Raw genomic sequence first — 26,869 nt, forward strand, 5'->3', positions numbered from 1 at the left:
CTAATTATACCTCTTCCGTTGATAGAGTGAGCTTCAAAGAGGGGAGATTCTTATGACACTAACAGTTTGGTTATCACTTTTTACCGTGTGTTTATTAGGGGCTATGTCACCAGGCCCCAGCTTAGCTATTGTCGCTAAGCACTCGTTGGCTGGTGGACGTATCAATGGATTAGCTACGGCTTGGGCTCATGCGTTTGGCATTGGTATATATGCGTTTATTACCTTGATTGGTCTCGCTGTTGTTTTGCAGCAAAGCCCGATGCTGTTCAAGACGATTAGCCTTGTGGGTGCGGCATATCTTGCGTATTTAGGGTTTAATGCTTTGCGTTCAAAAGGTGGTGTGGCTGCGAAGTTGGAGTCAGGTGAGGAAACAACGGTAATCCAGTCTGCGCGAGAAGGCTTTTTTATCTCGATTTTAAGTCCCAAAATTGCTTTGTTTTTTATCGCATTATTCAGTCAGTTTGTCGCGCTCGGTAATGATTTGAGTAATCAGATGATCATTGTTGCCACGCCGTTTGTTGTGGATGGGCTTTGGTACACCTTTATTACCCTAGTGCTATCGAGCTCTAAAGTCGTTGACAGAATTCGCTCTAAGGCAGTGTTGATTGATCGTTTGTCAGGGGTAGTACTCATGTTGCTGGCTCTTAGAGTGGTCGTAACGGTATAGACAAGCTCGCAAGACAGAAATACTAAAAGCAGCCCGTGTGGCTGCTTTTTTGTCTACTCTCAGTAACCCTTACTCAATTTACGTAATTCTGACGCCAAATGTTGCTAAAATTAATATTATCAATAGTGTTACTTTGGTTCATATTCTCATTTGCTGTGAAAGCTACTTTCCAACGCATTGTTATAATGAGAACGATAGCCACTTAACGTTAATACTAACAGTGTCGCATATTAAGTCGAGAGTGCTTTATTGGATAAAAACGGACTTTCCTCTTACTTACCCTATGAAAGGGGTAGAGACTTCATGACCGTTTAGAAGGTGAGAGCAATATGCAAAGAATAGTAGATTTAGCTCTAGTAGTAATTTTGACCAGTGTTTGCAGCGTTGCCTGGATATTCTTTTCAACAAAGAGCATTTGGGTGTTTTTTGAACTGTTTGTATTTACGATGCTTGGCTTTGGCCTTTTGTACGGGTTACTACAAAAGGCTGATCCTAAACACTTTGACTTTGTTTTAAATCACATCGATGAAATTAAGAAGGAAGGCAAAGATGCTTGCCTAAGCGGCGCTCCGAAAGAATCCAACCCATACTCTGGTGTCGATGGTGATTTATGGGAGGCTGGTTACACAGCCTCCTACAACAAAAAGATAAAGCAATAAAACGCTAGGTGCTTATTCAATATTGTGCTTTTCAAAAAAGCACCCTGCCATTTTAAGGACAGGGTGAAAGCAAGAAGTTTCTCAGGAGCGGTCGGGGGAGAGAAACTCATCTAAATCTTATTTACTTACCGGCGAACCTCTTCAAATTCACCTTCAATCGCATCTGCTTTACCTGTATTAAATTCATATTCTTCGTGCATTTCTCTCTGCATTTTCTTGACGCGATTTTCAATACGCTTGCCGGTAATTAATGCTGCGATGGTCAACGGAATCGCAATGATCAAGCTAAATACTAACGTAAAAAAGCCGGTAATCAGTGCTAGTGCAGTTACAATAATCCGATTCATAATCATGACCTCTCTGTAATTTATGTGCTCAGATTAATGCTGTGAACATGAACAAAACATGAATGCTGACGTTCACTTTGTCCGGAGAGTGTCAAATGAATGAAACGAAAAAACGCCTGAGGGTGATCAGGCGTATAAACGGGGAAAAATATTAGTAATGCGCATGGCGCTTATTATTTAGAACAAATATGAGATATTGTCCGCTACGCTATGTGGTTAACGTTGTGGAGCAAAGTTCACCTATCGAGGGAATGTTTGGTAACGAACACCCATCATTTGTTCCATACAGTGCACAACTTGGCAGCTGTAACCGAATTCGTTGTCGTACCAGATGTAAAGTACACAACGCTTGTCTTGTGCGATAGTCGCTTGACCATCTACGACGCCTGCATGACGAGAACCAACTAAGTCAGTTGATACAATTTCTGTTGAATCGGTGTAGTCAATCTGTGCCGAAAGCTCAGAGTTCAACGCCATTTCACGCAAGTAATCGTTCAGTGAATCACGGTCTACGTCTTCACCTAAGTTTAGATTAGCGACTGCCATAGAAACGTTTGGTGTCGGTACGCGAATCGCGTTGCCTGTTAGCTTGCCTGCAAGCTCTGGCAATGCTTTAGCAACTGCTTTTGCCGCACCTGTTGAAGTCAGAACCATGTTTAGTGAAGCACTACGTCCGCGACGGTCACCAGAGTGGAAGTTGTCGATCAAATTTTGGTCGTTTGTGTATGAGTGCACGGTTTCAATATGGCCAGAAAGAACACCATATTTATCGTTCAGAGCCTTAAGGACTGGCGTGATTGCATTTGTTGTACAGCTTGCCGCAGAGATGATGGTGTCATCTTCTTTAATTACCGACTCATTTACACCGAATACAACGTTTTTGATGTCACCTTTACCTGGTGCTGTTAGCAGTACTTTCTCTGCGCCTTTACACGCTAAGTGTTGGCTCAGGCCTTCAGAATCACGCCAAACACCTGTGTTATCAACAACTAGCGCGTTATTGATACCGAAAGCTGAGTAATCCACTTCGCTTGGGTTATTTGCGTAGATGATTTGGATGTAGTTGCCGTTAACGATCAGTGCTTTACGCTCTTCATCGATAACAATGCTACCGTTGAACTGACCGTGAACTGAGTCACGACGCAGCAAGCTAGCACGCTTCTCCAAATCGCCTTTTTTACCGCCACGAACCACAATCGCACGTAGTCTTAGTGGGTAACCTGGACCACTTTTCTCAATGAGAAGGCGAGTAAGTAGTCGACCAATGCGACCGAACCCGTAAAGAACCACATCACGCGCTTTCAATGAAGAATCTGCGTCGCGAGCACCATCAAGTGCAGTGATAAGGAAATCGTTTAGAGAGCTTGTATCGTCATGTTCATTCCAGTACATAGTTGCCAATTGGCCAACATCGACACGGCATGAAGAAATGCTCATTTCACAAAGCGCTTGAATAATAGGCATCGTGTGCTCAAGCGAAAGTGGGTTACCGGTATAACGTCTTGCAACGCGATGAGTTTTGAGAATGTCTATAGTAGTAGCATTAATAAGCGTTTTACCAAACAGAACCACTTCGATTCCTTTTTGACGATATAGCTTACCAATTAGAGGGGAAATAGATTCAGCAATCGTTTGGCTAGTTTGCCAGTCTTGGAGATATTTCTCTGGACTCATTGTTGTATTAGACCTTTCACGTTTTGGGGGCTAACCATACTCTCTGCTGTTGCCTCTTCGGCAGCGTGCAAGAGTGTGGTGGGTTATGTAATCGGGTTGTAATAGTTATGTGTGCGGATTCTAAGGTCGGAGTCCTTATTCTGCTAGGAAAATTAAATCCAGTGTAAAACACTACTTAAGGGGACGTTAGTGGTGGATTAATGTGACTAAAGCAGTGGTTTTCACGTATTGACATTTAGAAAGTAACTTACTTTTTTTGCGATGATAACGTTTGCTTTCAAATTAGTTTTGTTGACAAAAATGGATATTTTGCATTTTTGTGTGATTTGACTCGATAAGGCAACTCAATAGGTAAACATACAATAGATGATTTCCTGAAAAGTGATGCGACTCTTAGTTGTGAGTGAAACTTTATTGTTTGCATCCAACTTTAAGATCAAAAAATATGACTTGAATCACAATTGCCACTTCATTAGCCGATGATAAAACACTCACAATAACCATAATCTAGGTAGGTGAATGTTGTTTGAAAGTAACAATGTCGTATATGCCTTTCAATGCAAGAAACTAGTCTAATATTAAATAAACGGATGAAATCAACCATTAGGCTGATGGATGTTGAGATTATCAATAAAAACACGCTTAGCACTCCTCGCACTATTACCCGCTGTGGTAATAGTGGTGTTTGCAGTTCAGCAGTTTTCTGATAATGCGTTGCGCGTGAGCCGTCTCAATCAAACGGTTAGCAATATTCAAGGTTTCCAATTGATATCCAAGGCCTCCCACTTTATTTACTCCATAGAGAAAGTACGCCGACAGCCTGATCTTCAAGTCTCTGCAGCCATTAATATTGAAGAACAAGGTGAAGTTATTTCTTCTTTGCATCAAAAGTTTGTGAGTAACCCTAATACTGCTGAGTATGCTGATGAACTGAAAGAAGCCATGCTGGGGGTATTGTCAGGTAGATTGAGTGAGATGGACGACCTGGGTGATTGGGCATTTCAACAGCTCCAAAATATGTCGCGCTCTTTGTTGCAAAATCATCAATGGTATGGCAGTGACGATGGCATTCGCATGCAAAATTTTATTGCCTACCTTGCTCAGCTCTCTTTTTGGACACAGAAAGAAGCTTGGCTGACGAACCGTTTAGTCCAAGACCCTGAGAGTCGGCTAAGTCAAAGTATGTTTTATCAGGCGATTGACCGACAGCAGCAAAATTTGGATGCGTTTTTAAACTTAGGTGGGTCATACGAGCAAGTGGATAAATTGCTTGGCTTGTTTACTTCGCCGAGATATCAGAGAAACTTGGCGTCTCGCGGACAATTAATGTCAGGAGACATGTCACAAAGTGACTACGCCGCGTATTTAAAAGAACTCGATTTTCGTGTGCAGCGCTTACAAGTGCTCATTGATGGGTTCACCAAACAAACTGAGCAGTCGCTTCTCACGCAGGTTCATGAACAAAAGGCCAATATAGCGATGATCAGTTTTGGCGTCGCCTTAGTGGTTATCCTGCTTTGTTGGCTCGGATTTAGTACTTGGTTCCGAGTTAACAGCAAACTCGATGCGATCATTCATACTTTAAACGCGTTGATCAACTCCGAAGAGAAGCAAACAAAAGTCAAAGTTGATGGAAGTGATGAACTGACCATTTTTGCTCAGCAAGTGAATCGAGTGGTTGAAGAAATGCAGAGACAAACTGAAGAAATACTGCATGCAAAAGAGTCAGCAGTATCGGCTAATCGTGCAAAATCTGTGTTTCTTGCCAACATGTCACATGAAATACGCACGCCCCTTAACGGGATCATGGGCATGACAGAAATACTCTCTCAAAGTGAGTTGTCTTCGCATCAACAAGAAGTTGTTGATGACATTGACTCCTCATCTCAAACACTGCTCACTTTACTTAACGATATATTGGATCTCTCTAAAATCGAGTCTGGACGATTGGAGCTGTCACTAGTAGAAGCGGATATCCGAGAAGTCGTGTATCAGTCGATGATTTTATTCCAATCCAAAGCAACATCTAAACAGCTAAAGTTAGGTATTAATTTAGCTGAAAATATCCCCATTCGCGTGATGGTCGATGATCATCGTGTCAAACAGGTAGTTACGAATCTGGTATCGAATGCGGTTAAGTTTACCGAAAGTGGGCATGTATGCGTTGATGTTAGTTATGAGGAGTTACTTGAGAAAGAACGTGGAGTGCTGACGTTTAAAGTAGAAGATACCGGAATAGGCATTGATCAAGATAAGTTAACCACGATTTTTGAACCCTTTACTCAGGAAGATGAAGGAGTGTCGAGGCAATTTGGCGGCACAGGGTTGGGTTTGGCAATTTGTTGTCAGCTTGTGTCGATGATGGGGGGTAAGCTCGTAGCAACATCTACAAAAGGAGTGGGCACATGCTTTGAATTCTCGATTGAGGTTGAAGCAATTCCGGTGTTTGGCTGGCGTTCGGAGGTGATTAATAAAGGGCTTTTGATCTGCTCAAATTACGACTACGCCGACCAAGTATTAAAAGAGTGTCGCTTAGCGAAAATCAATCTCTTTGGTGTTAATAATGTGAATGAAGTGCAAGCGATAAATGATGACTTTGATGTCATATTTCTGTGCCACAGTAACGACGCTAATACCGATGAAATCTTGGATAATCTATCATTTAATTACGATCTTCGCCGTGTGATTATTTGCCAGCATCATTTATCCACTCCCTACGAAAATGCAGAAAAAGTACATGCCGTACTCACATTACCTTTCCTTGGCAATCGATTTAAGCATGTCATTGATGATTTAGCTAAGGTTGAAAAGACTATATCAAGTGACAATGTCACCAATAATGTTGTCAGCTCTGAATATCGAGCGTCGCGCTCTCATCGGAGGATCTTAATTGCGGAGGATAATTTGATGAACCAGAAAATAGCGAGTTTTTTTCTGGATAAAGCAGGTTATGACTATTTGATAACAAGCAACGGTCAAGAAGCGTTAGAAGCCATCACAAAGGGAGAAGAATTCGATGCAATTTTAATGGACTGCATGATGCCCGTGATGGATGGACTGACCGCGACGAAAGAAATTCGTCGTTGGGAAAAGAAAGCAGGACGTGAAAAAACGATGATTATCGCACTCACTGCGAGTGTTTTGGAAGAAGACATCCACAACTGTTTTGCGGCAGGCATGGATGCTTATTTACCTAAGCCGTATAAATCGAACCAGTTATTTGAGCTCTTTAGTGAATTAAAACTCGCCTAGCTAACATTTCAACTTAGACAAGGCGTCAAAACGATAAAGCCCCACTTCAGGGGCTTAGTTCTGATTATTCATTGTTGTGCGTTGGCTTGCGCGCCTGCGAGTTTGCGTATGGTTTGGCGATAGGTTAGGTATGCGGAAACACCAGCTAACAGGTTGCCGATACAAGCGCCTAAGAGTAAACCTCGGATTCCATCCATTTGAGCGCCAACCCACAAGCACGGTAGGAAAAAGACAAACAAGCGCAGCGCTGAAATGGTGAGCGCGGTGTAAGATTTGCCTAATGCATTACAAAGAGAAACCATTAGCATACAAACCCCTAATGAACCCAAACTGATCGGCACTATCAGTAAATGCATTTCCAAGACTTGCTCCACTTGCACATCACTTGTCATCAATAATGCGAGTGGGTTTGCGACGGCAAATGTAATGGCAGCAATCAAAAGTTGGAAACCTAGAATGAATTTTACGGCAATACTGACGAGCCTTTGGATATCTTCATAGTTCTTTGCTCCAAGTAAGCGTCCAACCATTGGAGGCATAGACATTGTCAGCGCCAAGACCGAAACGATAGCAAAGAACTCATAGCGTGAACCAAGCGCCCAAGCGGCGACTGCTGCGGTTCCAAAGCTTGCCAATAATTTTGTTGCTAGCATGGAAGACAACGGTGGCAGCAGTTGGCTAATCATCGCAGGGCCCATAATGTTACCGATAGATGCAACACTTTTGGCTACGTTAAGATCTTGCCATTGTGTCGTTGCCCAGTGATTCTTCTTCACGCGAGGAGCGACGACTAAAATACCAAACCCAAAAGCGACGATGGTTGCTATTGCCGCTCCGTTAATACCCAAGTCAAACGTGAAAATAAATAGCGGATCGAGTACAAGGTTCACGCCGCTGGTTATCATCATCATTGTGCCAGGTAACATTGTATTGCCATTAGCTCGGCAGATACTGTAATAAAAATACAAAACCGCACCAGTCCATGAGCTTAATAACCACCAAGGCCAGTAACTGTCGATTATCGGCATAACAGATTCTGGAGCGCTTAATAGAGCTAAAATGGGGTAGCGCAAAAGCCAAATTAGCCCGCCAAAAATAGCGACACCAATTGAGCCGATCATCAATATTAATCCGCCAAGTTGTTTGGCATACCGACTTTCATTCGCTCCAAGAGCTTTAGAAATGACCGCTGTCGTTGCGATTCCTAGACCGACTTGAATGCCGATAATGACCATTTGCAAAGGCAGAGTGAAACCTTGAGCGGCTAACGGTAAAACGCCGAGCTGACCGATAAACGCGCTATCCACAAGCTGAAAGCTCATTAAAGACAGAACGCCAAAAAGCATTGGCCAGGTCATCGTAAATAATTGTTTTGCAAGCGTTGGTTGTGTACTTGTCGTAGTTGAAGACATAGAAAGCTGAATGCGTTAGAAATAAGAGTTAGATTGATTGTACACGGCGGTTAGTTTAGAGACAAAAATAAACCCCGAGGAAGATATTCTTGCTCGGGGTTCGAAAATCTAGCTTACGCGTTTATTTTTTGCCGCTAGTTTGCTTGTCTTCTTCAGTCAGCTCACGAATGCGACGGCTGATGTCACGACGTGCTTTAGAGATCTCAGCGCTTTTAATGATGTGGTCATCAACACGATCTTCATAGTCTGCTTTCATATTTTTGATGATTGCGACGATTTCATCGTGAGTCATTTCTGGTTTGATGTAGTCTAGAAGGTTTTCTAGAAGATCAACACGTTTACGGTTATCACGAACTTTCTTCTCGTTATCAAGAAGCTCACGTTTTAGTTTGTTTTTACGACGAGCTTGGTTAACGATTTCAAATACGCTACTCATAGTTCTCTTTCCTAATTTTATGAATATCTTCCTCGATTAAAGCACAACATCCAGTGGCATAACAGTCTTTAGATCAATAGCAATGCAGAGTTGAACATTTCTCAACCAATTGCGTTGTGTCCATATAATCGTGCTGCTTTCTTCGAGTTTTGGCCAACATTGTAGAATCCATCGATTCATTGTCATAACGTGGCCTTCACTATATTATCAACACCATTGAATGCAAAATGATGAACTTGATATGGACTCTGGTAACACTGCGGAGCAAGTAAATAGTCAAGATAATGAGCAAGTCACTCGCTCTGTGGCTGAAAAGTTAAAAACGGCGTATATCAACGCTCGCGAGCAACTCGAAATCATCGAAGTTGAGCTTAATCGTTCAAAAATAATGATGGTCGACCAAGATGGCAATTTGACGAGAGTGCCGATTCTCTCGGAGCATTGATACCTGACCCTATTCGTAAGGGGTGTCAGGTCTTACGCTATGCTTTAGCCTGACACCAACACCTGAACCGCTAACGCTTCTTGCACTGCTGTGTGAATTTATGGCGTATGATTTCGAAGCGATTTAGGTACAAAGTCAAATGCAAAAATAATAAGGAAATGCATTATGAAAGTTGAGCTAACGGCAATTGAAGCACGAGTTATTGGTTGCTTGATCGAAAAAGAAGTCACTACCCCAGATCTTTACCCCCTCAGCCTGAACGCATTAACCAACGCGTGTAATCAAAAAAGCAACCGTGATCCCGTGATGTCACTCTCTGAGTCAGACGTACTCGATGCCGTTGATGCTCTTATTGAGCGCAGGCTCGTCAGTGACGAAAGTGCGTTCAACAGCCGCGTCAGCAAGTATCAACACCGTTTCTGTAATACGGAATTTGGTGATTTAAAGCTGACAGAGCAGGAGAAGGGCATTGTATGCTGTATGCTTTTGCGCGGTGCTCAAACACCTGGGGAAATTCGTACTCGTACTAATCGTCTCGCGACATTTCATGATGTAAAAGAAGTGGAAACGGTCCTTGAGCATTTAGCAAGCGAAGAGAAAGGACCATTAGTGGTCAAATTACCACGTGAGGCTGGTAAGCGGGAGTCGCGTTATATGCATTTGTTCTGTGGTGATGTTGATGCGTCCGAACTTGCAGCGCCTGTGTCTGCTGCAAGCTCGAGCTCCGATCGAGTAAGTCAGCTAGAGCTCGAAGTCGCTCAGCTGAAAGAAGAGCTGGATGAATTAAAAGCTAAGGTTGAGTCACTGCTTTCATGATGGAAAATACAACGCAGCGTTGGAGTGTCTATCTGATACGAAATAACCGCAACGCGTTGTATTGTGGTGTTACCAATGATGTTGAACGAAGATTCAATCAGCACCAAACCGGAAAAGGAGCGAAAGCTTTGAAGGGAAAAGGCCCTTTGGTATTGGAATGGTCATCGGATTTTGAGTCAAAGACGCTTGCCATGCGAGCAGAGTACTATATTAAGCAACTAACTAAAGCGAAAAAAGAGCTGCTCGTTATGTCAAAAGCAAATATTGTCGTCGACGAACATCAACAAATGATGTTAGAGATAGTGGCACTCTGATAAGCCCTTGCTACGCAAAGATACACGGAAACCGCCTATGTCACATTGGCGGTTTCTTTTTGTTTTGGGAGTACCATGTAGGAATAAACTGACGCATAATGGGCTGGTGTTCTGTTTAAAGGTCCTGAGTATGAAAAGCGCGAAATGTCTCTACGTCATCGAGACAAAGGAAGCGACTCAATGTACTTTATTTGCATCCACTCAGACCAAGAACCAATTTACTATTGAAACAGGCACTAAGAGGAAGGTAGATTACAAGAGTATAGGATGACTCGGCTAGGTAATGAATAGAGCTGAATTAGGCTCATAAAAAAGCTAAAAGAGCAGTAGATGAAAAAAGCGTTAGTATTCTCCCTGATTTCAATGGCCGCTTTTGCGCCGAATGTGCAGGCCACCCAAGTTCTTAATGGGTATTGGGCATATCAAGAGTTTTTAGACCAGTTTCCACAACAGAAGCAGCTAACTAGTGCGTTGGCTGAAGTGGTAAGAGAAACCCCTGTACCCGTAGCAAAAGACAAGAAGCGTCCACTGAAAATTTCTGTTGTTTATCCAGGGCAGCAGATCTCTGATTATTGGATTCGAAACATCGACGCGTTTGAAAAACGCCTAGATAAGCTTGATATCGACTATCAACTAAATCAAGTGTTTACTCGTCCTAATGCAGATATAAAGCAGCAAAGTTTGTCTTTAATGGAGGCGCTGAAAAGCAACTCCGATTACTTGATCTTTACTCTAGATACCACAAGACATCGTAAGTTTGTTGAGCATGTCTTAGACTCAAAGAAAACCAAGTTAATCTTACAAAATATCACCACACCTGTTAGGGATTGGGAGCATCATCAGCCGTTTCTTTATGTTGGTTTCGACCACGCAGAAGGAAGTCGTGAATTGGCCGTTGAGTTTGGCAAGCGTTTCCCTAAACATAGCCACTATAGTGTTCTCTATTTCTCGGAGGGCTACATTAGTGACATCAGAGGCAACACTTTTATCAACCAAGTGAACCGCGATAACCAGTTTGAACTACAATCTGCTTACTACACCAAAGCAACAAAGCAATCTGGGTATGAAGCTGCAAAAGCCAGTTTGGAGAAGTATCCGGACGTTGATTTCATTTACGCGTGTTCTACCGATGTAGCATTAGGTGCTGTTGACGCTCTTAAAGAGTTAGGTCGTGACGATGTCATGATCAATGGTTGGGGCGGCGGTTCAGCAGAGTTAGAGGCGCTTTCTAAAGGGGAGTTAGACGTTACCGTTATGCGTATGAACGATGATACAGGTATTGCAATGGCTGAGGCCATTAAGTGGGATTTAGAAGGAAAGCCAGTTCCCACCGTTTACTCTGGTGATTTTGAAGTCGTTACCAAATCGGACTCTCCAGAAAGAATTGAAGCATTAAGAAAACGTGCATTTAGATACTCAGATAATTGATGACAACTACATCAAAAACAAGAAAGCGTCGCTCACTGTCGACGCTTATTACCAAAATAATTATTCTCGTACTTGCTCCGATCATTCTAGGCATCTTTGTTCAGAGTTATTACTTCTCGAAGCAGATTATTTGGCAGGAAGTCGACCGAACCAAGCAGCAGACCTCTGCCCTGATCCTGAACATTTTTGATAGCCATTTTGCAGCGATTCAGATTCATCACAACAGCAATTCGAAAAGTGATGTTGTATTGGATTTTTATACAGAACGTGATGAAGAGGCACTCAATTACTTTTTCATGAGTATTGACCAGAGTGATCCTTCCCATACACCAGAGTTTCGTTTCCTAACCGATCATCAAGGTATTATTTGGGACGATGGCAACGCGCATTTCTATGGCATCAACAACCTGATACTTAGCCGACTTGCCAGTCAAGTGACCTTTAGCAACAACTGGTATTATCTACCCTCACAGACCCCGATGGGAACTCGCCATCTGTTACTTCGTCGTGTACCCGTTTTACAACCTAAAACCGGTGAAGTGATGGGGTACTCTTACAATGTTGTTGTTTTAGATAATAACTTTGGGTTGATGGAAAGGTTAAAAAATGAAGGCAACGTCGACAATGTTGTGTTGGTCGCTAACAACACACCATTGGCAAGCTCATTAGTAGGAGATGAGGCTTATCAAATATTTGACGTACTCAAACGACGAGAGTCCCAGCACAAGCTTGACCAATTATTGATCATCAAAACCCCTATTGAGGTAAATGCCGCCGAGACTGACTTGTGCTTGCTTACTGTGCAAGACAATCAGAGCGTGGTGACATTGCAAATCCAACACCTGCTAGCAATGCTAGCCTCAGTTATCGGTATGGTCATGATTGCGCTGATGACTAAAGAATGGATCGAGAATCGAGTAGTTGAAGAGTTAGGATCCCTGATGGCATATACCCGCTCGGCTCGTGAAGAAAAAGGATTTGAGCGTTTTGAGGGGTCAGATATTGAGGAATTCGATCATATTGGTTCGACACTAGAAAACACTTTTGAAGAGCTTGAAGCACAAAAGCGCTCTTTCCGCGACCTGTTTAACTTTGCGTTATCTCCTATTATGGTGTGGTCTGAATCGGGTGTGCTTGTCCAAATCAATCCGGCAGCACGCAAAGAGTTAGTCATGGAAAACGATGTTGAAACCATGCACCCAGTGTTCAAAGGTTTCAAAGAAAAGTTGATGCCACACCTTCGCATGGCGGCTCAGGGAGCTACGTTGACAGGCGTTAATGTGCCAATTGGAGACAAAGTATATCGCTGGAACTTATCGCCGATTCGAGTTGATGGAGATATTAGCGGTATTATTGTTCAAGGTCAGGATATAACCACGCTTATTGAGGCGGAAAAACAGAGTAACTTGGCGCGCAAAGAAGCAGAAAAATCTGCTCAAGCCCGTGCCGACTTTCTGGCTAAAATGAGCCATGAGATCCGAACGCCAATCAATGGAATTTTAGGGGTTGCTCAATTGCTAAAAGACTCTGTGGAAACAGAAGAGCAGAATAACCAAATTGACGTACTTCGGCATAGTGGTGAGCACTTACTTGCTGTTTTGAATGATATTTTGGACTTTTCGAAGATTGAGCAGGGTAAGTTTAATATCCAAAAGCACCCGTTTTCTTTCACTGATACAATTCGAACGTTAGAAAACATTTATCGTCCTATTTGTGAAAGTAAAGGCGTCAACCTTGTCATTGAAAACAAAATAGATCCCAATGTTGAAATCTTTACTGACCAAGTTCGTCTGAACCAAATTTTATTCAACCTAGTCAGTAACTCAGTAAAGTTTACGCCCTCGGGTAGCGTGCGCTTGCATGCTGAACTTGAGCAGTTCTATGGCGCTGACAATAGCGTGCTGGTCGTGGAAATTACGGATACAGGTATCGGCATCGAGTCTGACAAACTCGACCAAATGTTCGAACCTTTTGTTCAAGAAGAAGCAACAACGACTCGAGAATACGGTGGCAGTGGCTTAGGGCTGACCATTGTGAAGAGCCTTGTCGACATGCTGGAAGGTGATGTTCAAGTCCGCAGTCAGAAAGGCTTAGGAACGACTTTTGTCATTACAATGCCAGTGAAAGATCGTGAGCGAGTACTCACCCCTCTTGATTCGAGTTTGCGAGTTAAGCCAGGTGAACTATTTGCAGAGAGTCTCAAAGTGTTGTTGGTAGAGGATAACCATACTAACGCATTCATTCTAAAAGCGTTTTGTAACAAGTACAAAATGCAGGTTGATTGGGCGAAAGATGGGTTAGAAGCAATGGAATTCTTAAAAGATCATACTTACGATTTGATACTGATGGACAACCAACTTCCGCATCTTGGTGGAATTGAAACGACCAAAGAGATCCGACAAAAGCTAAAACTAGGCACGCCAATTTATGCGTGTACTGCTGACACCGCGAAAGAAACCAGTGACGCCTTTATGGAATCGGGTGCGAATTACGTGCTTCTCAAGCCGATTAAAGAAAATGCGCTCCATGAAGCATTTGTGGATTTTAAGCAGCGGTTCTTAGTCGAGCGAACATGAATAATTGGCTCACTACGAGATAACCCAATTATTCATTATCTGAAAAGCACAACACCATGACTGTGGGTTGTGCTTTTTTGTATCTGACCCTTTTACTCTTATACAAATCAGACTTTATTGGTCTCGACGTTTGTTGTGTACATCGCTGCATTTCAAGTTCAAACATCGTGTTGTGTTACTTAGATTTCTGCCCCTTCACTGACACACCCTACGTGATTTCAATCACAAAAAGATATTTACTTAGCGTGCTAACTATTTTATATTACTTAGCACGCTAAGTAATTGAGTAGATCTTATGATTCAAGACATCAACAGTTTGCGAGACCTTTCTCTGGCTGAAAAATTATCTCGTGTTGCTCGTTTGTGGAAAATGGTTGCAGATCGCGAGTTAGAGCCTTTAAACCTAACGTATCCGCGTTGGACTGCGTTATGGAAGCTTTATCGAATGGGTGACAACATCAGTCAGAAGCATTTGGCTGAAGCGCTTGAGATCGAGTTAGCGTCGTTGATGCGAACATTAAAATTATTAGAAGAGCAATCTCTGATCGTTCGCCATTGCTGTGAACACGATAAGCGAGCACGTATTGTTAGCCTCACAGAAGAGGGGAAAACCCTACTAAAGCAAATGGAGGCTCGAATTCTTCAAGTTCGAAGCAAGCTCCTAACGGACATCAACGACCAGGAACTTCAGCAGCTTTCATTGATTCTTGATCAGATTGCTCACAATGCGCTTGATTCACTTAGCGAATAAGTCAGAAAACCGAATAAAAAGAGAAGTAAACGCCTATGACTCCAGATCAAAAATTCGCACGTTGGATCAAATATTCTTGCGTCGCGTTTGTCCTTGTCTTTGCCTATTTTCTAGTTGCAGATCTCGCCATGCCGTTGACGCCTCAGGCAATGGCAACGCGTGTGGTAACTAAAGTGGCCCCCCGTGTGAGTGGGCAGATTACGCATCTTTATGTTGCCAACAACCAAGAAATAAGCCAAGGCGATCTACTATTTCAGATTGATCCCCAGCCTTATCAGCTCGCCGTAGAAAAGGCTCAACTTAACCTTGAGCGTGTGATTCAAAACAACGAACAACTTGATGCTTCTATTGCTGCGGCAAAAGCAGACGTTGAAGCGAGCAAAATCGTGGCGGAACAAAAAGTTCGCGAAGCAAAACGTCTTAATACCCTGTTTTACCGTAATGGTACTTCGCAACAGCAGCGCGATGACGCACAGAGCAGTGCAACGGCAGCTAAAGCGAACTTACTGGCCGCACGTGCTCGTTTAAAAGAGTTGGAAGTAAACCGCGGTGATTTAGGCGCGACGAATGTGAATATCCGCGTAGCGCAAAACCAGCTAAAACAAGCGGAACTTAATCTGTCTTACACTCAAGTCTCGGCGGAACATGATGGCGTTGTCGCTAACTTGCAGCTGGAGACGGGGGCCTATGCGGCAGCTGGTACACCTCTTGTCGCTTTAGTCTCCGATGACGTGGATATCATTGCCGACTTTCGTGAAAAGAGTTTACGACACTTTAATCAGAACAGCCGTGCGTTAGTGGCTTTTGATAGCTTGCCTGGTGATGTATTTGAAGCTCGTATTACGAGTGTGGATGCTGGGGTCAGCTCGGGCCAGTTCGATGCGGATGGTCGCTTAGCAACACCAACTGACTCAAACCGTTGGGTGAGAGACGCGCAGCGCTTACGTTTACATTTAGCTATCGATGAGCCTCAGCAGCGTGCATTTCCAGCAGGGGCACGAGCAACCGTGCAGTTGCTGCCAGAAAACGCATTATCTGGCTGGTTAGCGAGATTCCAGATCCAATTCTTGAGTCTTCTTCATTATATTTATTAACGAGGAGGCGATATGAAGTTATGGGACCACCCCATGTCGGAAAACGACTTCCGTCAGTGTTTGCGCATTGCAACTGGTGCGACTATTGGTTTCACTTTATGTAAAGTATTTGGTTGGAACTATGGCGTATTCTTTACTGTAACCCCGATGTTGTTACTTGGAATGGTGCCAGTCATGAGTCTACATGCCGCACGACAACTGATTTTTTCAGCGGTTGTGTGTGGATTAGAAGTTGGTGTGCTTGGTGGGTTATTTGGTGGGCACCCAGGCATGATGACAATCATTGCATTCGGGTTGTTCCTATATAAATTCGCCTGTATGTCAAAAGGGAGCTTGTTCTTATTTGGAGCGAACAGCGTACTGAGCTTAAGCATCATGCTGCATTTTGCGAGTTATCCAACCACTGACTTAAATGACCTAATATTTAGCAATCTGCAAGCGAATGTTATTTCAGTGATCGTTGCTTATGTGGTGACATTTTTGATTCCCGATGCGGAACCTCGTCAGCCACCAGCGAAACCGTCGCAGCCTAAACAGAGTCATCGCATGCGTCATGAAGCCCTTATGGGGGCGAGTATCGCTACAATGTCTTTCCTTGTATTCCAGCTATTTGACCTCAGTGACTCTATGTCTGCTCAGGCGACAACCTTGCTTTTATTGTTTCCTATGCATTGGAACGGTGCTTTAGGGTATGCGCGAAAAAGAGCAATGGGAACCTTGATGGGGGTGACCTTTGGTATCGTCGGACAACTTGTATTATACGATTGGTCGGATACCTTATTGTTTATCGTCCCATTGCTTTGGATTGGGGCTATGATGTTCAGCTATATGCACGTGAAAGAGTCTAGCGGTTCGGGAGCCGGATTTGGCGGCTTAACCACATTAGGCATTTTGTTCGGCCAATATCTTACTCCGGATGGTGACTTAATGTTCAGTGCGCTGTATCGCGTGAGCAGTATTTTGTTTGCTATTGTTGCGACGCTGCTTGTGACCTATACGGTTCACAGAATACTCAACAGCTTTGAGGCGACGCGCTTTAGCGAGCAGTAAGTTCAGACGTTACTGGTTAGAAAGGATTGCTCCAGTAACTCTGTTTTTAGTTCGTGAGTCATCTCAATGGAACTAGCAAACTTAATTCCAACTACCCATCCCTTCGCCAATTTCTTAATGTTGGCAATGACACATCGATTTTCTTCTCCGATATAGTGGCTTAACGGGCATTCGATGGTAACACTCTCACCCACGTTGAATTCGGGCTCAATCAAGGTTGATATACCAACACCTGCTAGAGAAAAATCGATAAGGCTACCGTCGTAGACATTCCCTGCATGAATAACGTTACAGTCCATTTGCAACTTGTAACGCTCATGTTCCCGAACTGGTTTGGTTGCAAATGTTCCTGGAATGCGGATAAACAAAAGGGGGGATGGTCGAACGGTCGTCGTCAGCACGCTGGACTTAAACGCAATGACATGGCCTAACTCCGTATCTGATACTCCACGCACGATGACATCGGCGTTGGGGAGTTTCCTCATCACTTGCTCTTCAAGCAAACGCATTGGTATATCAAGAATCAAATAAGCATTTTCTTTCATCCCAAGATAGGTGGTGGAATACGTATATTGATCCTTAGGCCCAAATTCGAAATTAGTAGAAAGTTTCATTCCCGGTTTGAGAAACCTATGCAGTTCATCTTTAGTATGAGTGGCTGGCATCACATTGGCGTTTTAATTTTTAGTTAAGCTGAGGCTATCAAAACGCCATTTTGTTATTCAAGATAGTAAGGCATAAGTTTTTGTAAAATCATCGCTATCTGTGAAGTGGTGGGCGATAAGTTTGGTTCATTCCACCTTTCATAAAGATTTGGCTTGCCACAATACTGCCGCATGTGACCAACATCAGCGCTAACCAAGTGAGAGAATCTGGTTGTTCACCAAAAATTGGAACGGCAAGAAGTGTCGCGACGACTGGAGTTAATGAACCAAAAGCTGCGCTGGCTTCGGCACCGATGATCCTAATTGCATAAATGAAAGTGAAAGAAGCGATTAAACCTGCGCCAACACCTTGTAGCATCGCGTGGCCAAATAACTCCTCCCATGGCCACTGGCTGAACGGTGTTACCACCAAATAACTGTCTACCCACCCGAAACCAACGGCGATGATGAGCAGAGCCAAAGACGCAATTGCAACGAATCCTGCACAGACGTGTGCATTAAGATTGGCGACACGAGCGCTGATGGTGAAAGCAGCCCACATGATGCTGCCAGTTAGAAACAGGATATGCCCTTGTAATTGAGACCAGTTGTACTCTGCGCCGCTATTAGAAAGAAGGAATACGAAAATCCCTAACAACACCGTAGAAAGCCCGATTAAGCGGTGAGCACTCAGCGACTGTTGATAACAAAGTACCGCGATAGCAGAAACAAACAATGGCAAAGTGCCAGGTACTAATGCACTGCCGTGCGCCACGGGAGCGAAATGCATAGCCGTTCCGACGACCAGAAGATAGGGAAGGCCGCTTCCAACCACAACACCAACCAGGTAGCGTTTAGGCACTACGCGCAGCGACTGTTTATGCTTAATCACAAATGGTAATAAAATTATACTTGGGATGAGAAAGCGAACTAACGCGATATCGGCTGGCTGCAAGGCAGAAATTGCGCCCCCTTTTAAAGAAATAAAGAAACCAGACCAAAGCAGTAAGGTCGTTAATATAGCTGCGTATCCCAAGATCATTATCGACATGTCCATTTGTAAATGATGTGTTAATTGTTGAATAAAACTCTTGCCAAAGGGAGGCAAAGTTTGACGTAATTAGGCTTGATGTTGGTGATAAATTGCGTATAAATGTTAATTATTAGTGATTAAAGGCACGGAAGAATAAATGGATAAAATTGACAGGCAACTTATCAACCTAATGCAGAAGGATGCCACTCTGACAACTGCAGAACTTGCTGACCAAGTAGGGCTATCGGCATCACCTTGTGCAAGGCGCATTAAGCGTTTGGAGCAGGAAGGTGTAATTAGTGGTTATCGAGCTATTGTGTCCAGAGACACTGTAGGCATCGCGATGACTGTATTTGTTGAAGTGAGTTTAAATAACCACCAAGCTTCTTCGATTGATGAGTTTGAACATGCCGTTGTTGAGATGGATGAAGTGATCTCATGCCATGTCGTATCAGGGGCCTATGATTACCTGTTAGAGGTGGTCAGTAAAGATCTCGCTGGTTATGAAACATTTACTAGAAAGTTACAGCGATTAGAAAATGTGAAAGATATTCATACCCACCTAGCGATTAGACAAGTGAAAGGAAATGGCAGTTTGCCGATTTATGCATAAGAAAGATGAAATTTTTCGATAGACTTAAGATTGCCCACTATCATCGAAAGCGATATAGACAGTTTGGTAAAGACAGAGCCCGAACTCTGGGATGGGCAGATAAGTATAGTCAGATCAGCCGTTTTGAGGCGTTGTGCCGAGGGTTAACGTTAGACGGTTCAAGTATTTTAGATATTGGGTGCGGCTACGGAGACTTGTTAGCGTTTATCGAACTTACGGGGGGGCATCCTCAAAGCTATATTGGCATTGATCAGCAAAAACAATTTATCTCTGAAGCCAGAAAACGAGATTTTCGCACGCAAAGTAAGTTTATATGTGGTGACTTTTCAACGTTGGTATTGCCTCGTTGCGATTTTGTTTTTGCTTCCGGATCATTGAACTATCAAGCCACCAACCCAAATCACACCATTGAAATGATTGATAAAATGTTCCGAGCAACAGAGAAAGGTTGTGTGTTTAACTTGTTGGATGAATCCAAACTACCCAGCATGAAAATGTTAGCGTCGCACAATAAAGAAGGTGTCTTTCGCTATTGTCGGTTGCTGTGTCCGAATACACGATTGATTGAGGGATACTCCGAGCACGACTTTACGATTGCCATGATCAAAAAAGCGGAGTCCGTTTCCTGACTCCGCTTAATAAATTCTTAAGCCTTATTGGTTTTTGTATTGTGAGATTTCACAGTTACCTGTGTATCTATCAACCTTGAATGAGAACGCGGCTGAATGGTATTCCCTCCCATCACTCCATATTGTTTCTCCGAAGATTTTACAAAGATCCAAATCACTGATTGAACCGAACTCTTTTACGTGCCTAACTACTGACAAAAACTTGGCTTTGGTAGCATTAGGACATTCCCTGTTACTTAATCGATTGATAACCATGTTTGTAGCATCATCTCCAGCCAAATGTGACTTTTTATTAAATTTTATTAAATTTTATTAATGGCTAAACTAACCAAAAAATGTCCATAAGTAAAGCATTAATGTGACGTATGTCTCTATAAATTGATTGTCTTGGTCATGGTTTAGTCAAGTTTGTCAAAGGGAACAATCCCATTATTTACATTTGATATCATTAACGACTAAGGAAAGATAAAAAGCACGAATAACGTCCAATATTGGAGTGAAAAACCAACATCGTCTATTCAAAACTGGCTCTGTTTTTACTTCGAAACATCTTGAGCGTATTGAAGCGCTCGGGCTTCTTTATCATAGACTTGTGACAGAGTTTGATATTGTGAAGAGAGGCGCTTGTAATCTTCAGCAAGTTCCAAAGCGTTGGTGTTATACCATTCCGCAGTTATTTGATTGGCTGTTTTGTTTGACTCGCGGCACTTCTGGGCCAGTATCTCCCACCCATTTGCTGACCATTGGGATTGTGTGCTCAATTTAAGCAGCTGATTCGCTTTAGTTGTGAGCTCTTCTTTGTATTGAATCGATGCTTTTAATTGCGCTTTGAACACATTTTGGTTCGACTTGGCACGCCAAAGTAGCACGAGCTCATGCAGTGAAAAGGTTTCGGACAATAACTGACGCTGTTTATGTTCGGTCAAAAGTGTATTGAATACCTCAACATGCTGATTGTAATTGGACTCTAAACGATTGAATTGGGTAAGATTGTCATTCCACGACGATGGGTTACATTGAATATTGGCGTGCCCCGTTATCGGGAACAGAAGAAATAGTAGTATCCAATTGAGTCTGTTGATCATTATTGCTCGCGTTAGTTGACCTGCTCTTTTGAGTATATACCCAAATTTCTACGACATGCGTGCTGCTGGTGGGATAAGAATAAAGAATGAAAAGGAAAAGGGCATGAAGAAAATTCTCGTCGCATTGATTGTCATGCTGTTGCTCGGCGGAGCGGGGGCTGGATACTATTTCTTCTTTATGCAGAAAGATGAACCTGAAGCACCAAAGGCTACACAAGTCGAGCAATCGTCACTGCAAAAAGAAACATCCAAACCGATTCTGGATTTAGAAGCCGTTCCCCCGGAAGTTACCGAGTACTACGTTATTGAGCGTCGTGTCAATGTTTACAACAAGCCTAACCCTAATGCTTTAGTTGTCGATACGCTCTATAAGGGAGAAAAAGTATCGGTGTTAGAAAAAGTAGATGGGTGGTACCGAATCTCCGGCTATCTTGTCTATGAAGAGGGTGGAGAAGAAAAAGCCGAATGGTTGAATGCTGAAGGGTTATCGGATGCAGAGCCAGTTATTAAAGAGCAAGAGCGCTTAGAGATATTGGATGAATACCTACAGAAGTCGGATGATTTAAAAGTTCACTTGGATATTTTCCGTAAGAAAACACAGCAATTGTTAGACGATGAAACCTGTGATCCGAGTGATTTTGAGGAGCTCGGAGGCTGGGTTCGTTCTGTGACGTTCAAAAAGCGCAACGTTTACTTCATCTATTGTGGCGGTTTGGAGCAAGAGAACAAGATCTACTTAGATGTTGATAAGGGCGATATTTTTTATCGATAACTCACGACCAATTACACTAGTTCTCTAAAGACGTTTTGATAAATGCAATAACGATGCAAACCTGAAATCAGAGATTTATAACTTTTTAGTTGTGAACCATAATCAATAGGAATACTATCAACGAGTCAAGTGACCTAACTTGGCTCTTTGTGTTTTTAGTGAGTTCCTATGTCTTGGATTTACCTTAGAAAGTTGATTTTGCTGCTATTTGCAATGGTATTGCTACCAGTGCATGTATCTGCTGCGCAAATCGACCACAAGGCTCACGTACCGCACTTTTCTAAGCTACAACCTTTTGTAGCCGCAAGTGTATCGCCAAACTCTTCCGTCGATTTTTCTGAAGTCTCAGAAGAAAGCTCTCAATCTCCAGTATCTGAAGGCCATGCAAGTCTCGATTCCGTTGCTTTGTTTAACTCTCAGCGCTGGACGTCTTACTTACGGGAAGGGCTTGATGACGAGCACGTAGATTTTGTCGGCGATCTCACTACTCCGTTTTACGCTGATGCGGGTTACGCATACAGCTTGATGGACATTAACTGGCGTCACAACCAGTCCACATTTTATCATTTCACAAGCGATCATCGCATTTCTGGTTGGAAAGAGACCAATGCCATGTACGTCGCACTCAATAGTCAGTTTTCTGCCTAAACACCATTTATTTGCACCATTGTGCACTCTTAACACGACGATTGTATTCGACAGGACGTGAGCGTTCTGAGCATTTCATACCCTGAATTTATTCTGGGAGCATCTGTCGTGTGTTAAGCCTTGTTATTAAAAGCTTCACTTCATCGTGAAGGGATGATGTTTACATGAAAAAAACACCAAAGCAGCAAAAGAACAGAAAGCTGATGAATCACTACTCAGCTTGGAAATATGTAGTATTAATCACGACGGTCATTATTTTAACCCTAAGTGCTATACCCACTTGGTTTGGCGAACAGCCTTCTATCCAGTTGACGTTTTCGGAGCAAAACAACAGTGAAATGTCGGTTGTTCATCTGAATCAACTGCTAAAAACCAACCATATTTCAGCCGACAAAATCATCGAAAAAGACGGCAAAACAACCATTGTATTCGATGGTGAAGATGCGCAAAGTAAAGCTCGTGTGTTGTTAAACAAAGAGCTAAATAAAGACGACAGCATCACTTTCTCATACGTATCGGTTGCGCCAGAATGGTTGAATGAGATGGGCTTTAGCCCAATTAAGCTCGGTCTTGACCTTCGTGGTGGCGTTCAGTTTTTGTTGAATGTTGATGTGAATAAAGCGTTTGAAGAACAACGTGATGCATTGATTGATGAAATCAAAGCGAACCTACGTGATCAACGTGTTCGTGGTGTGCAAGTTCGAGCAGAAAGCGGCAACCGAATTACGGTAAACAGTGACAGCGAGCAAGCATTGTCGGAAGTGAACAAGTTCTTGCGTCAAAATTACCCGGGCTGGATTTCAAAAAGTTCATCTCGTGGCTTTGTGCTTGAACCGAGTGAACAAAATATCCAAGAATTTCAATCGTCGACTCTTCAACAAAACCTGAAGATCATGCGTGGTCGTATTGAAGAACTTGGTATCACAGAAGCACTAGTGCAACGCCAAGGTAAAGAGAGTATTCGAATTGAACTCCCTGGTGTACAAGATCCTGCTCAAGCGAAAAACGTTATTGGTGCAACAGCAAGCTTGGCGTTTTATGAAGTGAAAGATGCGAGCCAAGCACACAGCAGCCAAGATCTTGTTCTTCAAGATAATGACGGTCGTACTGTCATTTTGGCAAAACGACCAGTTCTAACGGGCGAGCACATCGTGAACGCTCGTGCTGGTGTCGACAAAATGGGCATGTCAGAAGTAAATATTTCTCTTGACCACGCTGGTGGTAAGAAAATGAGCGACTTCTCAGCAACTCACATCGGCAAGCCAATGGCGACCGTTTACCGAGAGTACAAGACAAACGATCGCGGTGTAACCGAGCGTAGTGAGCGCGTTATCAGCGTCGCGACTATTCAATCTCAACTTGGTAGCCAGTTCCGCATTACCGGAGCAGGTAGCATGGACGATGCGCAGCAGTTAGCGCTATTGCTTCGTGCGGGTTCACTAACCGCGCCGGTTACTATTGTGGAAGAGCGTACTATCGGTGCTTCTCTGGGTGCAGAAAACATTGAAAACGGTTTTGCAGCACTGGCTTTAGGTATGGGTTTAACACTGACCTTTATGGCACTTTGGTATCGCCGCTTAGGCTGGGTAGCAAACGTGGCGCTTTGTGCCAACATGCTTTGTCTGCTTGGCCTAATTGCCTTGTTACCAGGTGCGGTGCTAACGCTTCCTGGCATTGCAGGTTTAGTGTTAACCGTCGGTATGGCAGTGGACACCAACGTTATTATTTTCGAACGTATTAAGGACAAAATGCGTGAAGGCCGCAGCTTCGCTCAAGCGATTGATCTTGGCTTTGACAGCGCATTCTCGACCATCCTTGATGCCAACATTACTACCATGATCACCGCCGTGATTTTGTACGCCATCGGTAATGGCCCAATCCAAGGCTTTGCCTTAACACTCGGATTAGGTTTGTTAACCAGTATGTTTACAGGCGTATTTGCCTCTCGAGCAATGATCAATTTAATTTGGGGCCGCGATGCCCGTCGTGAAGTGAGGGTTTAATCATGGTCGAAATGCTAAAACAAAATATTCGTAAAATTCGCTACTTTACTACGCTAGTTTCCATCATTTTAACGGTGATCGCGATCGTCGCTCTAGGCTTTAAAGGGTTGAACCTAGGTTTGGACTTCACTGGCGGTATGGTGACAGAAGTAAAGGTAGATAAGCAGCTAACTAACCATGATCTGCTTGACGTTCTGCAACCAAAGCTTGGTGAATCTGCGTCAGTGACACGCTCTGGTGAAGATGGCCGTTGGGTGATCCGTTACTCTGCGCCGGAAGATGGACAAACGTTGCCAAGTGTAGAAGAGGTGTTGAAGCCAATCTCTCACCAAGTTGATGTTGTCAGCAACAGTATAGTTGGCGCTCAAGTTGGCCAAGACTTGTTTGAACAAGGTGGCTTAGCATTGTTGATTTGTGTGTTGAGTATTCTCGGTTACTTGTGTTTCCGTTTTGAGTGGCGTTTGGCAAGCGGTTCACTGTTTGCTTTGGCTCATGATGTGATCTTAGTGCTTGGTTTCTTTGCAATTACTCAAATGGAGTTCAACTTAACCGTTTTTGCTGCTGTGCTGGCGATTTTAGGTTACTCATTGAATGACTCGATCATCATTGCAGACCGAATCCGTGAGCTGTTGATTGCGAAACAGAGTTGGAAAACAGAAGACATCAATGATCAAGCTGTTATCGCGACGTTTTCACGCACTATGGTGACATCTGGTACGACATTGATCACTGTTGGTGCATTATGGATTATGGGAGGAGCGCCTTTGGCTGGTTTCTCAACCGCCATGTTTATTGGCGTTCTGTCGGGTACATGGTCTTCGATTTCGATTGGTACTGTGCTGCCGGAGTGGTTGAAACTGGAGCCGAAACATTATCTTCCAGTTGAGATTGACGCAGCGCCGTAGCATTATTTTTAAGGTAAAAGTGCTTGCGCCACTCATCTTGAGTGGCGCTTTTTTGTGCTTATTTCACGCGCATCAAGCGATGTTTCACAAGTCCCAAATCGAACTCTAAGACTTGTGAGCGCTTCATTGCTTCGACTTTATTCAACATCGACTCTTGGTAGCCTTTCTTCTTCATCCACTGAAGAGGTACAGAGAAAGTATCTTCATTAACGACATAAGACTCGCCTTTATGCTCACCGCTATAGACGTTCACAACCCAAACTCGGGCTTGAAAGTCCAATACTTCACTCATGACTTTAGCGATTTTATTCAGAATATTTTTCATTGTTTCCAGTTTGCCTTAGCTTAGTAGCAACCAGACACCAACTCCCATCATTAAAGTGCCTGCGATACGGTTCATTAGGCGTACATTCTTAGACTGACCTAATACGTGTTTCAACCCTTTACCACCAGTAGCGTACAGAGACATGCAAATGAACTCAAACAGTAAAATAATGGAGACAAGTATGATCAGTTGCGGTGCAAGCGCTGCGTTTTGGTCTATAAAAGGCGGTAAAAGAGAAATCATAAATGCCCAGCCTTTTGGGTTTGCGATTGCGGTAACGAAGCCTTGCATGATCAGTGCGATATTGTCACTCTTTGGTGTTTCTAAGTTGTCGACATTAATCGCAAGTTTCCCTCGCGATCGCCACATTTCAACACCAAGATAGAGTAAATAACCGCCACCAATGAACTTTAATGCGATAAACATCCAAGGATAATTGAGCATAATCGCAGCGATACCTAACACCGCAGAGACTGACACTAGCGCAACACCGAGAAGTTCTCCTATCATCATCCATAACGTGCGACGATAACCGATACTCATACCTAACGTTAGGGCGAGAGTCATGCACATACCAGGCGTGATTGAGACAAAAAAGAAAGTAGGGATGAACATACTGAGCAATGCAAGATTCATATCTGTTGATGATTTAGTGATTAAAGAGAAGCCACAAAGATAGTGCAAAGTGGAAAAGGATGCTACTACAAAGCGAACGATTACTTTCGCTAGTAGCTAGTTGATGTTCTTCGAATATATAAAATTAAAATGAAATTATATTTTAATCTATGCGTCATAATAGTGCGTATTGCACCAGTATGAGACAAGCTCTTATATCATTTTTAGATTAAATATATTTAATTTATTATATTTTATCGGTATTAATCATCACTGTATTAAAATAATCTAATTGATAACTAAATTATCATTAAATGCAGTAATTAAATGATATGTTTGATAATTATTTTTACTGATAATTGAATTATTATTCTAATCTCAAGTTTGTTGTAATCATATAGGCTTAAAATTCAGATCTTAAATCATGACATAATGTAACGTCTACCATTCTGTATGTAAGTGCATGATATTTAATAATTATGTTTCTATTTCTGTTGGTGTGGCTTCTGTGGAAGTGTGATTTAAAACAATGGCTTATGTAAAATTAACCATTTTATAACATTTCACGGGTAATGAGATCTAAATCAATCTTATGCAATTGGGTGAGTTTTTTATTTGAAATGTAATATTTCTAGGTTAACTTAAAATAAAGGCAGCACGGGATTGGTTGTCAAAA

27 protein-coding genes are annotated in these 26,869 nt (G+C 42.9%); 17 read left to right on the forward strand and 10 right to left on the reverse strand.

Translation table 11 applies throughout. The features are described 5' to 3' along the window. The first annotated feature begins 52 nt into the window (after nt 1-52). Both KI742_RS01490 and KI742_RS01495 read left to right on the forward strand, forming a co-directional pair. Nucleotides 53-667 carry a LysE family translocator gene (locus KI742_RS01490; protein WP_005373611.1) on the forward strand — a complete coding sequence of 205 codons (615 nt, stop codon included), beginning with the start codon at nt 53-55 and terminating at the stop codon, nt 665-667. A 329-nt stretch (nt 668-996) separates the two neighbouring features. Further along, the gene (locus KI742_RS01495; RefSeq protein ID WP_169628906.1) at nt 997-1,326 is read left to right on the forward strand and encodes a hypothetical protein; all 330 of its coding nucleotides are present in this window, start codon (nt 997-999) and stop codon (nt 1,324-1,326) included. A gap of 125 nt (nt 1,327-1,451) precedes the next feature. Here the strand turns inward: KI742_RS01495 and KI742_RS01500 are convergent, their stop codons facing one another. Further along, entirely contained in the window at nt 1,452-1,673 is a 222-nt protein-coding gene (locus tag KI742_RS01500; protein ID WP_021035939.1) for a hypothetical protein, read from the reverse strand. 240 nt (nt 1,674-1,913) lie between these two features. Next, nucleotides 1,914-3,347 carry a glyceraldehyde-3-phosphate dehydrogenase gene (locus tag KI742_RS01505; protein ID WP_025767937.1) on the reverse strand — a complete coding sequence of 478 codons (1,434 nt, stop codon included), beginning with the start codon at nt 3,345-3,347 and terminating at the stop codon, nt 1,914-1,916. Nucleotides 3,348-3,962: 615 nt separating this feature from the next. On the opposite strand from KI742_RS01505, the gene KI742_RS01510 reads away from it, so the two are divergent. Continuing rightward, nucleotides 3,963-6,599: an ATP-binding protein gene (locus KI742_RS01510; RefSeq protein WP_053349268.1), complete on the forward strand. Its 2,637-nt coding sequence runs from the start codon at nt 3,963-3,965 to the stop codon at nt 6,597-6,599. A gap of 68 nt (nt 6,600-6,667) precedes the next feature. Here KI742_RS01510 and KI742_RS01515 read toward each other — a convergent pair whose 3' ends face one another. Together KI742_RS01515 and KI742_RS01520 are read right to left on the reverse strand one after the other, a co-directional pair. Next, on the reverse strand, nt 6,668-8,011 hold the full coding sequence (locus KI742_RS01515; RefSeq protein ID WP_285384941.1) for an MATE family efflux transporter: 1,344 nt from the start codon (nt 8,009-8,011) through the stop codon (nt 6,668-6,670). Nucleotides 8,012-8,132: 121 nt separating this feature from the next. Then, on the reverse strand, nt 8,133-8,447 hold the full coding sequence (locus KI742_RS01520; protein ID WP_005373603.1) for a DUF496 family protein: 315 nt from the start codon (nt 8,445-8,447) through the stop codon (nt 8,133-8,135). A 241-nt stretch (nt 8,448-8,688) separates the two neighbouring features. Between KI742_RS01520 and KI742_RS01525 the strand changes: the two genes are divergently transcribed. The 8 genes from KI742_RS01525 (at nt 8,689) to KI742_RS01560 (ending at nt 16,921) form a co-directional block, all read left to right on the forward strand. Continuing rightward, on the forward strand, nt 8,689-8,892 hold the full coding sequence (locus tag KI742_RS01525) for a hypothetical protein (RefSeq protein WP_031777159.1): 204 nt from the start codon (nt 8,689-8,691) through the stop codon (nt 8,890-8,892). A 165-nt stretch (nt 8,893-9,057) separates the two neighbouring features. Beyond that, nucleotides 9,058-9,708 carry a YceH family protein gene (locus tag KI742_RS01530; protein ID WP_005373594.1) on the forward strand — a complete coding sequence of 217 codons (651 nt, stop codon included), beginning with the start codon at nt 9,058-9,060 and terminating at the stop codon, nt 9,706-9,708. Continuing rightward, nucleotides 9,705-10,022 carry a GIY-YIG nuclease family protein gene (locus KI742_RS01535; RefSeq protein WP_053304534.1) on the forward strand — a complete coding sequence of 106 codons (318 nt, stop codon included), beginning with the start codon at nt 9,705-9,707 and terminating at the stop codon, nt 10,020-10,022. The genes KI742_RS01530 and KI742_RS01535 overlap by 4 nt, the downstream gene beginning before the upstream one ends. Nucleotides 10,023-10,352: 330 nt before the next feature. Continuing rightward, on the forward strand, nt 10,353-11,450 hold the full coding sequence (locus KI742_RS01540; protein WP_005385634.1) for an autoinducer 2-binding periplasmic protein LuxP: 1,098 nt from the start codon (nt 10,353-10,355) through the stop codon (nt 11,448-11,450). Then, on the forward strand, nt 11,450-14,026 hold the full coding sequence (gene luxQ, locus KI742_RS01545) for a quorum-sensing autoinducer 2 sensor kinase/phosphatase LuxQ (RefSeq protein ID WP_017635176.1): 2,577 nt from the start codon (nt 11,450-11,452) through the stop codon (nt 14,024-14,026). The genes KI742_RS01540 and luxQ overlap by 1 nt, the downstream gene beginning before the upstream one ends. A gap of 295 nt (nt 14,027-14,321) precedes the next feature. Beyond that, a complete protein-coding gene (gene slyA / locus KI742_RS01550) occupies nt 14,322-14,777 on the forward strand; it encodes a transcriptional regulator SlyA (RefSeq protein WP_017635177.1) in 456 nt (151 codons plus the stop codon). Between the two features lie 35 nt (nt 14,778-14,812). Further along, entirely contained in the window at nt 14,813-15,871 is a 1,059-nt protein-coding gene (locus tag KI742_RS01555) for an HlyD family secretion protein (RefSeq protein WP_285384940.1), read from the forward strand. Between the two features lie 12 nt (nt 15,872-15,883). Next, nucleotides 15,884-16,921: a DUF2955 domain-containing protein gene (locus KI742_RS01560; protein WP_017635179.1), complete on the forward strand. Its 1,038-nt coding sequence runs from the start codon at nt 15,884-15,886 to the stop codon at nt 16,919-16,921. A 2-nt stretch (nt 16,922-16,923) separates the two neighbouring features. Here KI742_RS01560 and KI742_RS01565 read toward each other — a convergent pair whose 3' ends face one another. Beyond that, on the reverse strand, nt 16,924-17,586 hold the full coding sequence (locus KI742_RS01565) for a flagellar brake protein (protein WP_017819882.1): 663 nt from the start codon (nt 17,584-17,586) through the stop codon (nt 16,924-16,926). A gap of 94 nt (nt 17,587-17,680) precedes the next feature. Then, nucleotides 17,681-18,607, reverse strand: coding sequence for a DMT family transporter (locus tag KI742_RS01570; RefSeq protein ID WP_053307237.1), 927 nt, complete (start codon nt 18,605-18,607; stop codon nt 17,681-17,683). Nucleotides 18,608-18,755: 148 nt separating this feature from the next. On the opposite strand from KI742_RS01570, the gene KI742_RS01575 reads away from it, so the two are divergent. Together KI742_RS01575 and KI742_RS01580 are read left to right on the forward strand one after the other, a co-directional pair. After that, entirely contained in the window at nt 18,756-19,211 is a 456-nt protein-coding gene (locus KI742_RS01575; RefSeq protein ID WP_005373581.1) for an Lrp/AsnC family transcriptional regulator, read from the forward strand. 5 nt (nt 19,212-19,216) lie between these two features. Next, nucleotides 19,217-19,840, forward strand: a complete 624-nt coding sequence (locus tag KI742_RS01580) for a class I SAM-dependent methyltransferase (RefSeq protein ID WP_285384939.1) — start codon at nt 19,217-19,219, stop codon at nt 19,838-19,840. A 24-nt stretch (nt 19,841-19,864) separates the two neighbouring features. Here the strand turns inward: KI742_RS01580 and KI742_RS23525 are convergent, their stop codons facing one another. Further along, entirely contained in the window at nt 19,865-20,095 is a 231-nt protein-coding gene (locus tag KI742_RS23525) for a hypothetical protein (RefSeq protein ID WP_080276950.1), read from the reverse strand. 281 nt (nt 20,096-20,376) lie between these two features. Continuing rightward, nucleotides 20,377-20,925, reverse strand: a complete 549-nt coding sequence (locus KI742_RS01585; RefSeq protein ID WP_017635183.1) for a hypothetical protein — start codon at nt 20,923-20,925, stop codon at nt 20,377-20,379. A 103-nt stretch (nt 20,926-21,028) separates the two neighbouring features. Between KI742_RS01585 and KI742_RS01590 the strand changes: the two genes are divergently transcribed. The 4 genes from KI742_RS01590 (at nt 21,029) to secF (ending at nt 25,253) form a co-directional block, all read left to right on the forward strand. Then, nucleotides 21,029-21,697 (forward strand): SH3 domain-containing protein, encoded by a 669-nt coding sequence (locus KI742_RS01590; protein WP_005385650.1) that lies wholly within the window; start codon nt 21,029-21,031, stop codon nt 21,695-21,697. Nucleotides 21,698-21,865: 168 nt separating this feature from the next. Further along, entirely contained in the window at nt 21,866-22,345 is a 480-nt protein-coding gene (locus KI742_RS01595) for a hypothetical protein (protein ID WP_033906372.1), read from the forward strand. Between the two features lie 164 nt (nt 22,346-22,509). Continuing rightward, entirely contained in the window at nt 22,510-24,348 is a 1,839-nt protein-coding gene (gene secD / locus KI742_RS01600; protein ID WP_285384937.1) for a protein translocase subunit SecD, read from the forward strand. Between the two features lie 2 nt (nt 24,349-24,350). After that, nucleotides 24,351-25,253, forward strand: a complete 903-nt coding sequence (gene secF, locus KI742_RS01605) for a protein translocase subunit SecF (RefSeq protein ID WP_005373567.1) — start codon at nt 24,351-24,353, stop codon at nt 25,251-25,253. Nucleotides 25,254-25,311: 58 nt separating this feature from the next. On the opposite strand, the gene KI742_RS01610 is transcribed toward secF, so the two are convergent. Next, nucleotides 25,312-25,578, reverse strand: coding sequence for a hypothetical protein (locus tag KI742_RS01610; RefSeq protein WP_285384936.1), 267 nt, complete (start codon nt 25,576-25,578; stop codon nt 25,312-25,314). Between the two features lie 15 nt (nt 25,579-25,593). Beyond that, nucleotides 25,594-26,214 carry a LysE family translocator gene (locus tag KI742_RS01615; protein WP_021035942.1) on the reverse strand — a complete coding sequence of 207 codons (621 nt, stop codon included), beginning with the start codon at nt 26,212-26,214 and terminating at the stop codon, nt 25,594-25,596. Nucleotides 26,215-26,869 lie beyond the last annotated feature (655 nt).

This window comes from Vibrio sp. D417a, assembly GCF_030248595.1.
In the GTDB taxonomy this organism is placed as follows: Bacteria; Pseudomonadota; Gammaproteobacteria; order Enterobacterales; family Vibrionaceae; genus Vibrio; species Vibrio alginolyticus.

Coding starts and splice junctions, on each gene's coding strand:
- KI742_RS01490 (WP_005373611.1), top strand. CDS start 53: ATGACACTAACAGTTTGGTTATCACTTTTTACCGTGTGTTTATTAGGG.
- KI742_RS01495 (WP_169628906.1), top strand. CDS start 997: ATGCAAAGAATAGTAGATTTAGCTCTAGTAGTAATTTTGACCAGTGTT.
- KI742_RS01500 (WP_021035939.1), bottom strand. CDS start 1,673: ATGAATCGGATTATTGTAACTGCACTAGCACTGATTACCGGCTTTTTT.
- KI742_RS01505 (WP_025767937.1), bottom strand. CDS start 3,347: ATGAGTCCAGAGAAATATCTCCAAGACTGGCAAACTAGCCAAACGATT.
- KI742_RS01510 (WP_053349268.1), top strand. CDS start 3,963: ATGTTGAGATTATCAATAAAAACACGCTTAGCACTCCTCGCACTATTA.
- KI742_RS01515 (WP_285384941.1), bottom strand. CDS start 8,011: ATGTCTTCAACTACGACAAGTACACAACCAACGCTTGCAAAACAATTA.
- KI742_RS01520 (WP_005373603.1), bottom strand. CDS start 8,447: ATGAGTAGCGTATTTGAAATCGTTAACCAAGCTCGTCGTAAAAACAAA.
- KI742_RS01525 (WP_031777159.1), top strand. CDS start 8,689: ATGGACTCTGGTAACACTGCGGAGCAAGTAAATAGTCAAGATAATGAG.
- KI742_RS01530 (WP_005373594.1), top strand. CDS start 9,058: ATGAAAGTTGAGCTAACGGCAATTGAAGCACGAGTTATTGGTTGCTTG.
- KI742_RS01535 (WP_053304534.1), top strand. CDS start 9,705: ATGATGGAAAATACAACGCAGCGTTGGAGTGTCTATCTGATACGAAAT.
- KI742_RS01540 (WP_005385634.1), top strand. CDS start 10,353: ATGAAAAAAGCGTTAGTATTCTCCCTGATTTCAATGGCCGCTTTTGCG.
- luxQ (WP_017635176.1), top strand. CDS start 11,450: ATGACAACTACATCAAAAACAAGAAAGCGTCGCTCACTGTCGACGCTT.
- slyA (WP_017635177.1), top strand. CDS start 14,322: ATGATTCAAGACATCAACAGTTTGCGAGACCTTTCTCTGGCTGAAAAA.
- KI742_RS01555 (WP_285384940.1), top strand. CDS start 14,813: ATGACTCCAGATCAAAAATTCGCACGTTGGATCAAATATTCTTGCGTC.
- KI742_RS01560 (WP_017635179.1), top strand. CDS start 15,884: ATGAAGTTATGGGACCACCCCATGTCGGAAAACGACTTCCGTCAGTGT.
- KI742_RS01565 (WP_017819882.1), bottom strand. CDS start 17,586: ATGCCAGCCACTCATACTAAAGATGAACTGCATAGGTTTCTCAAACCG.
- KI742_RS01570 (WP_053307237.1), bottom strand. CDS start 18,607: ATGATCTTGGGATACGCAGCTATATTAACGACCTTACTGCTTTGGTCT.
- KI742_RS01575 (WP_005373581.1), top strand. CDS start 18,756: ATGGATAAAATTGACAGGCAACTTATCAACCTAATGCAGAAGGATGCC.
- KI742_RS01580 (WP_285384939.1), top strand. CDS start 19,217: ATGAAATTTTTCGATAGACTTAAGATTGCCCACTATCATCGAAAGCGA.
- KI742_RS23525 (WP_080276950.1), bottom strand. CDS start 20,095: ATGGTTATCAATCGATTAAGTAACAGGGAATGTCCTAATGCTACCAAA.
- KI742_RS01585 (WP_017635183.1), bottom strand. CDS start 20,925: ATGATCAACAGACTCAATTGGATACTACTATTTCTTCTGTTCCCGATA.
- KI742_RS01590 (WP_005385650.1), top strand. CDS start 21,029: ATGAAGAAAATTCTCGTCGCATTGATTGTCATGCTGTTGCTCGGCGGA.
- KI742_RS01595 (WP_033906372.1), top strand. CDS start 21,866: ATGTCTTGGATTTACCTTAGAAAGTTGATTTTGCTGCTATTTGCAATG.
- secD (WP_285384937.1), top strand. CDS start 22,510: ATGAAAAAAACACCAAAGCAGCAAAAGAACAGAAAGCTGATGAATCAC.
- secF (WP_005373567.1), top strand. CDS start 24,351: ATGGTCGAAATGCTAAAACAAAATATTCGTAAAATTCGCTACTTTACT.
- KI742_RS01610 (WP_285384936.1), bottom strand. CDS start 25,578: ATGAAAAATATTCTGAATAAAATCGCTAAAGTCATGAGTGAAGTATTG.
- KI742_RS01615 (WP_021035942.1), bottom strand. CDS start 26,214: ATGAATCTTGCATTGCTCAGTATGTTCATCCCTACTTTCTTTTTTGTC.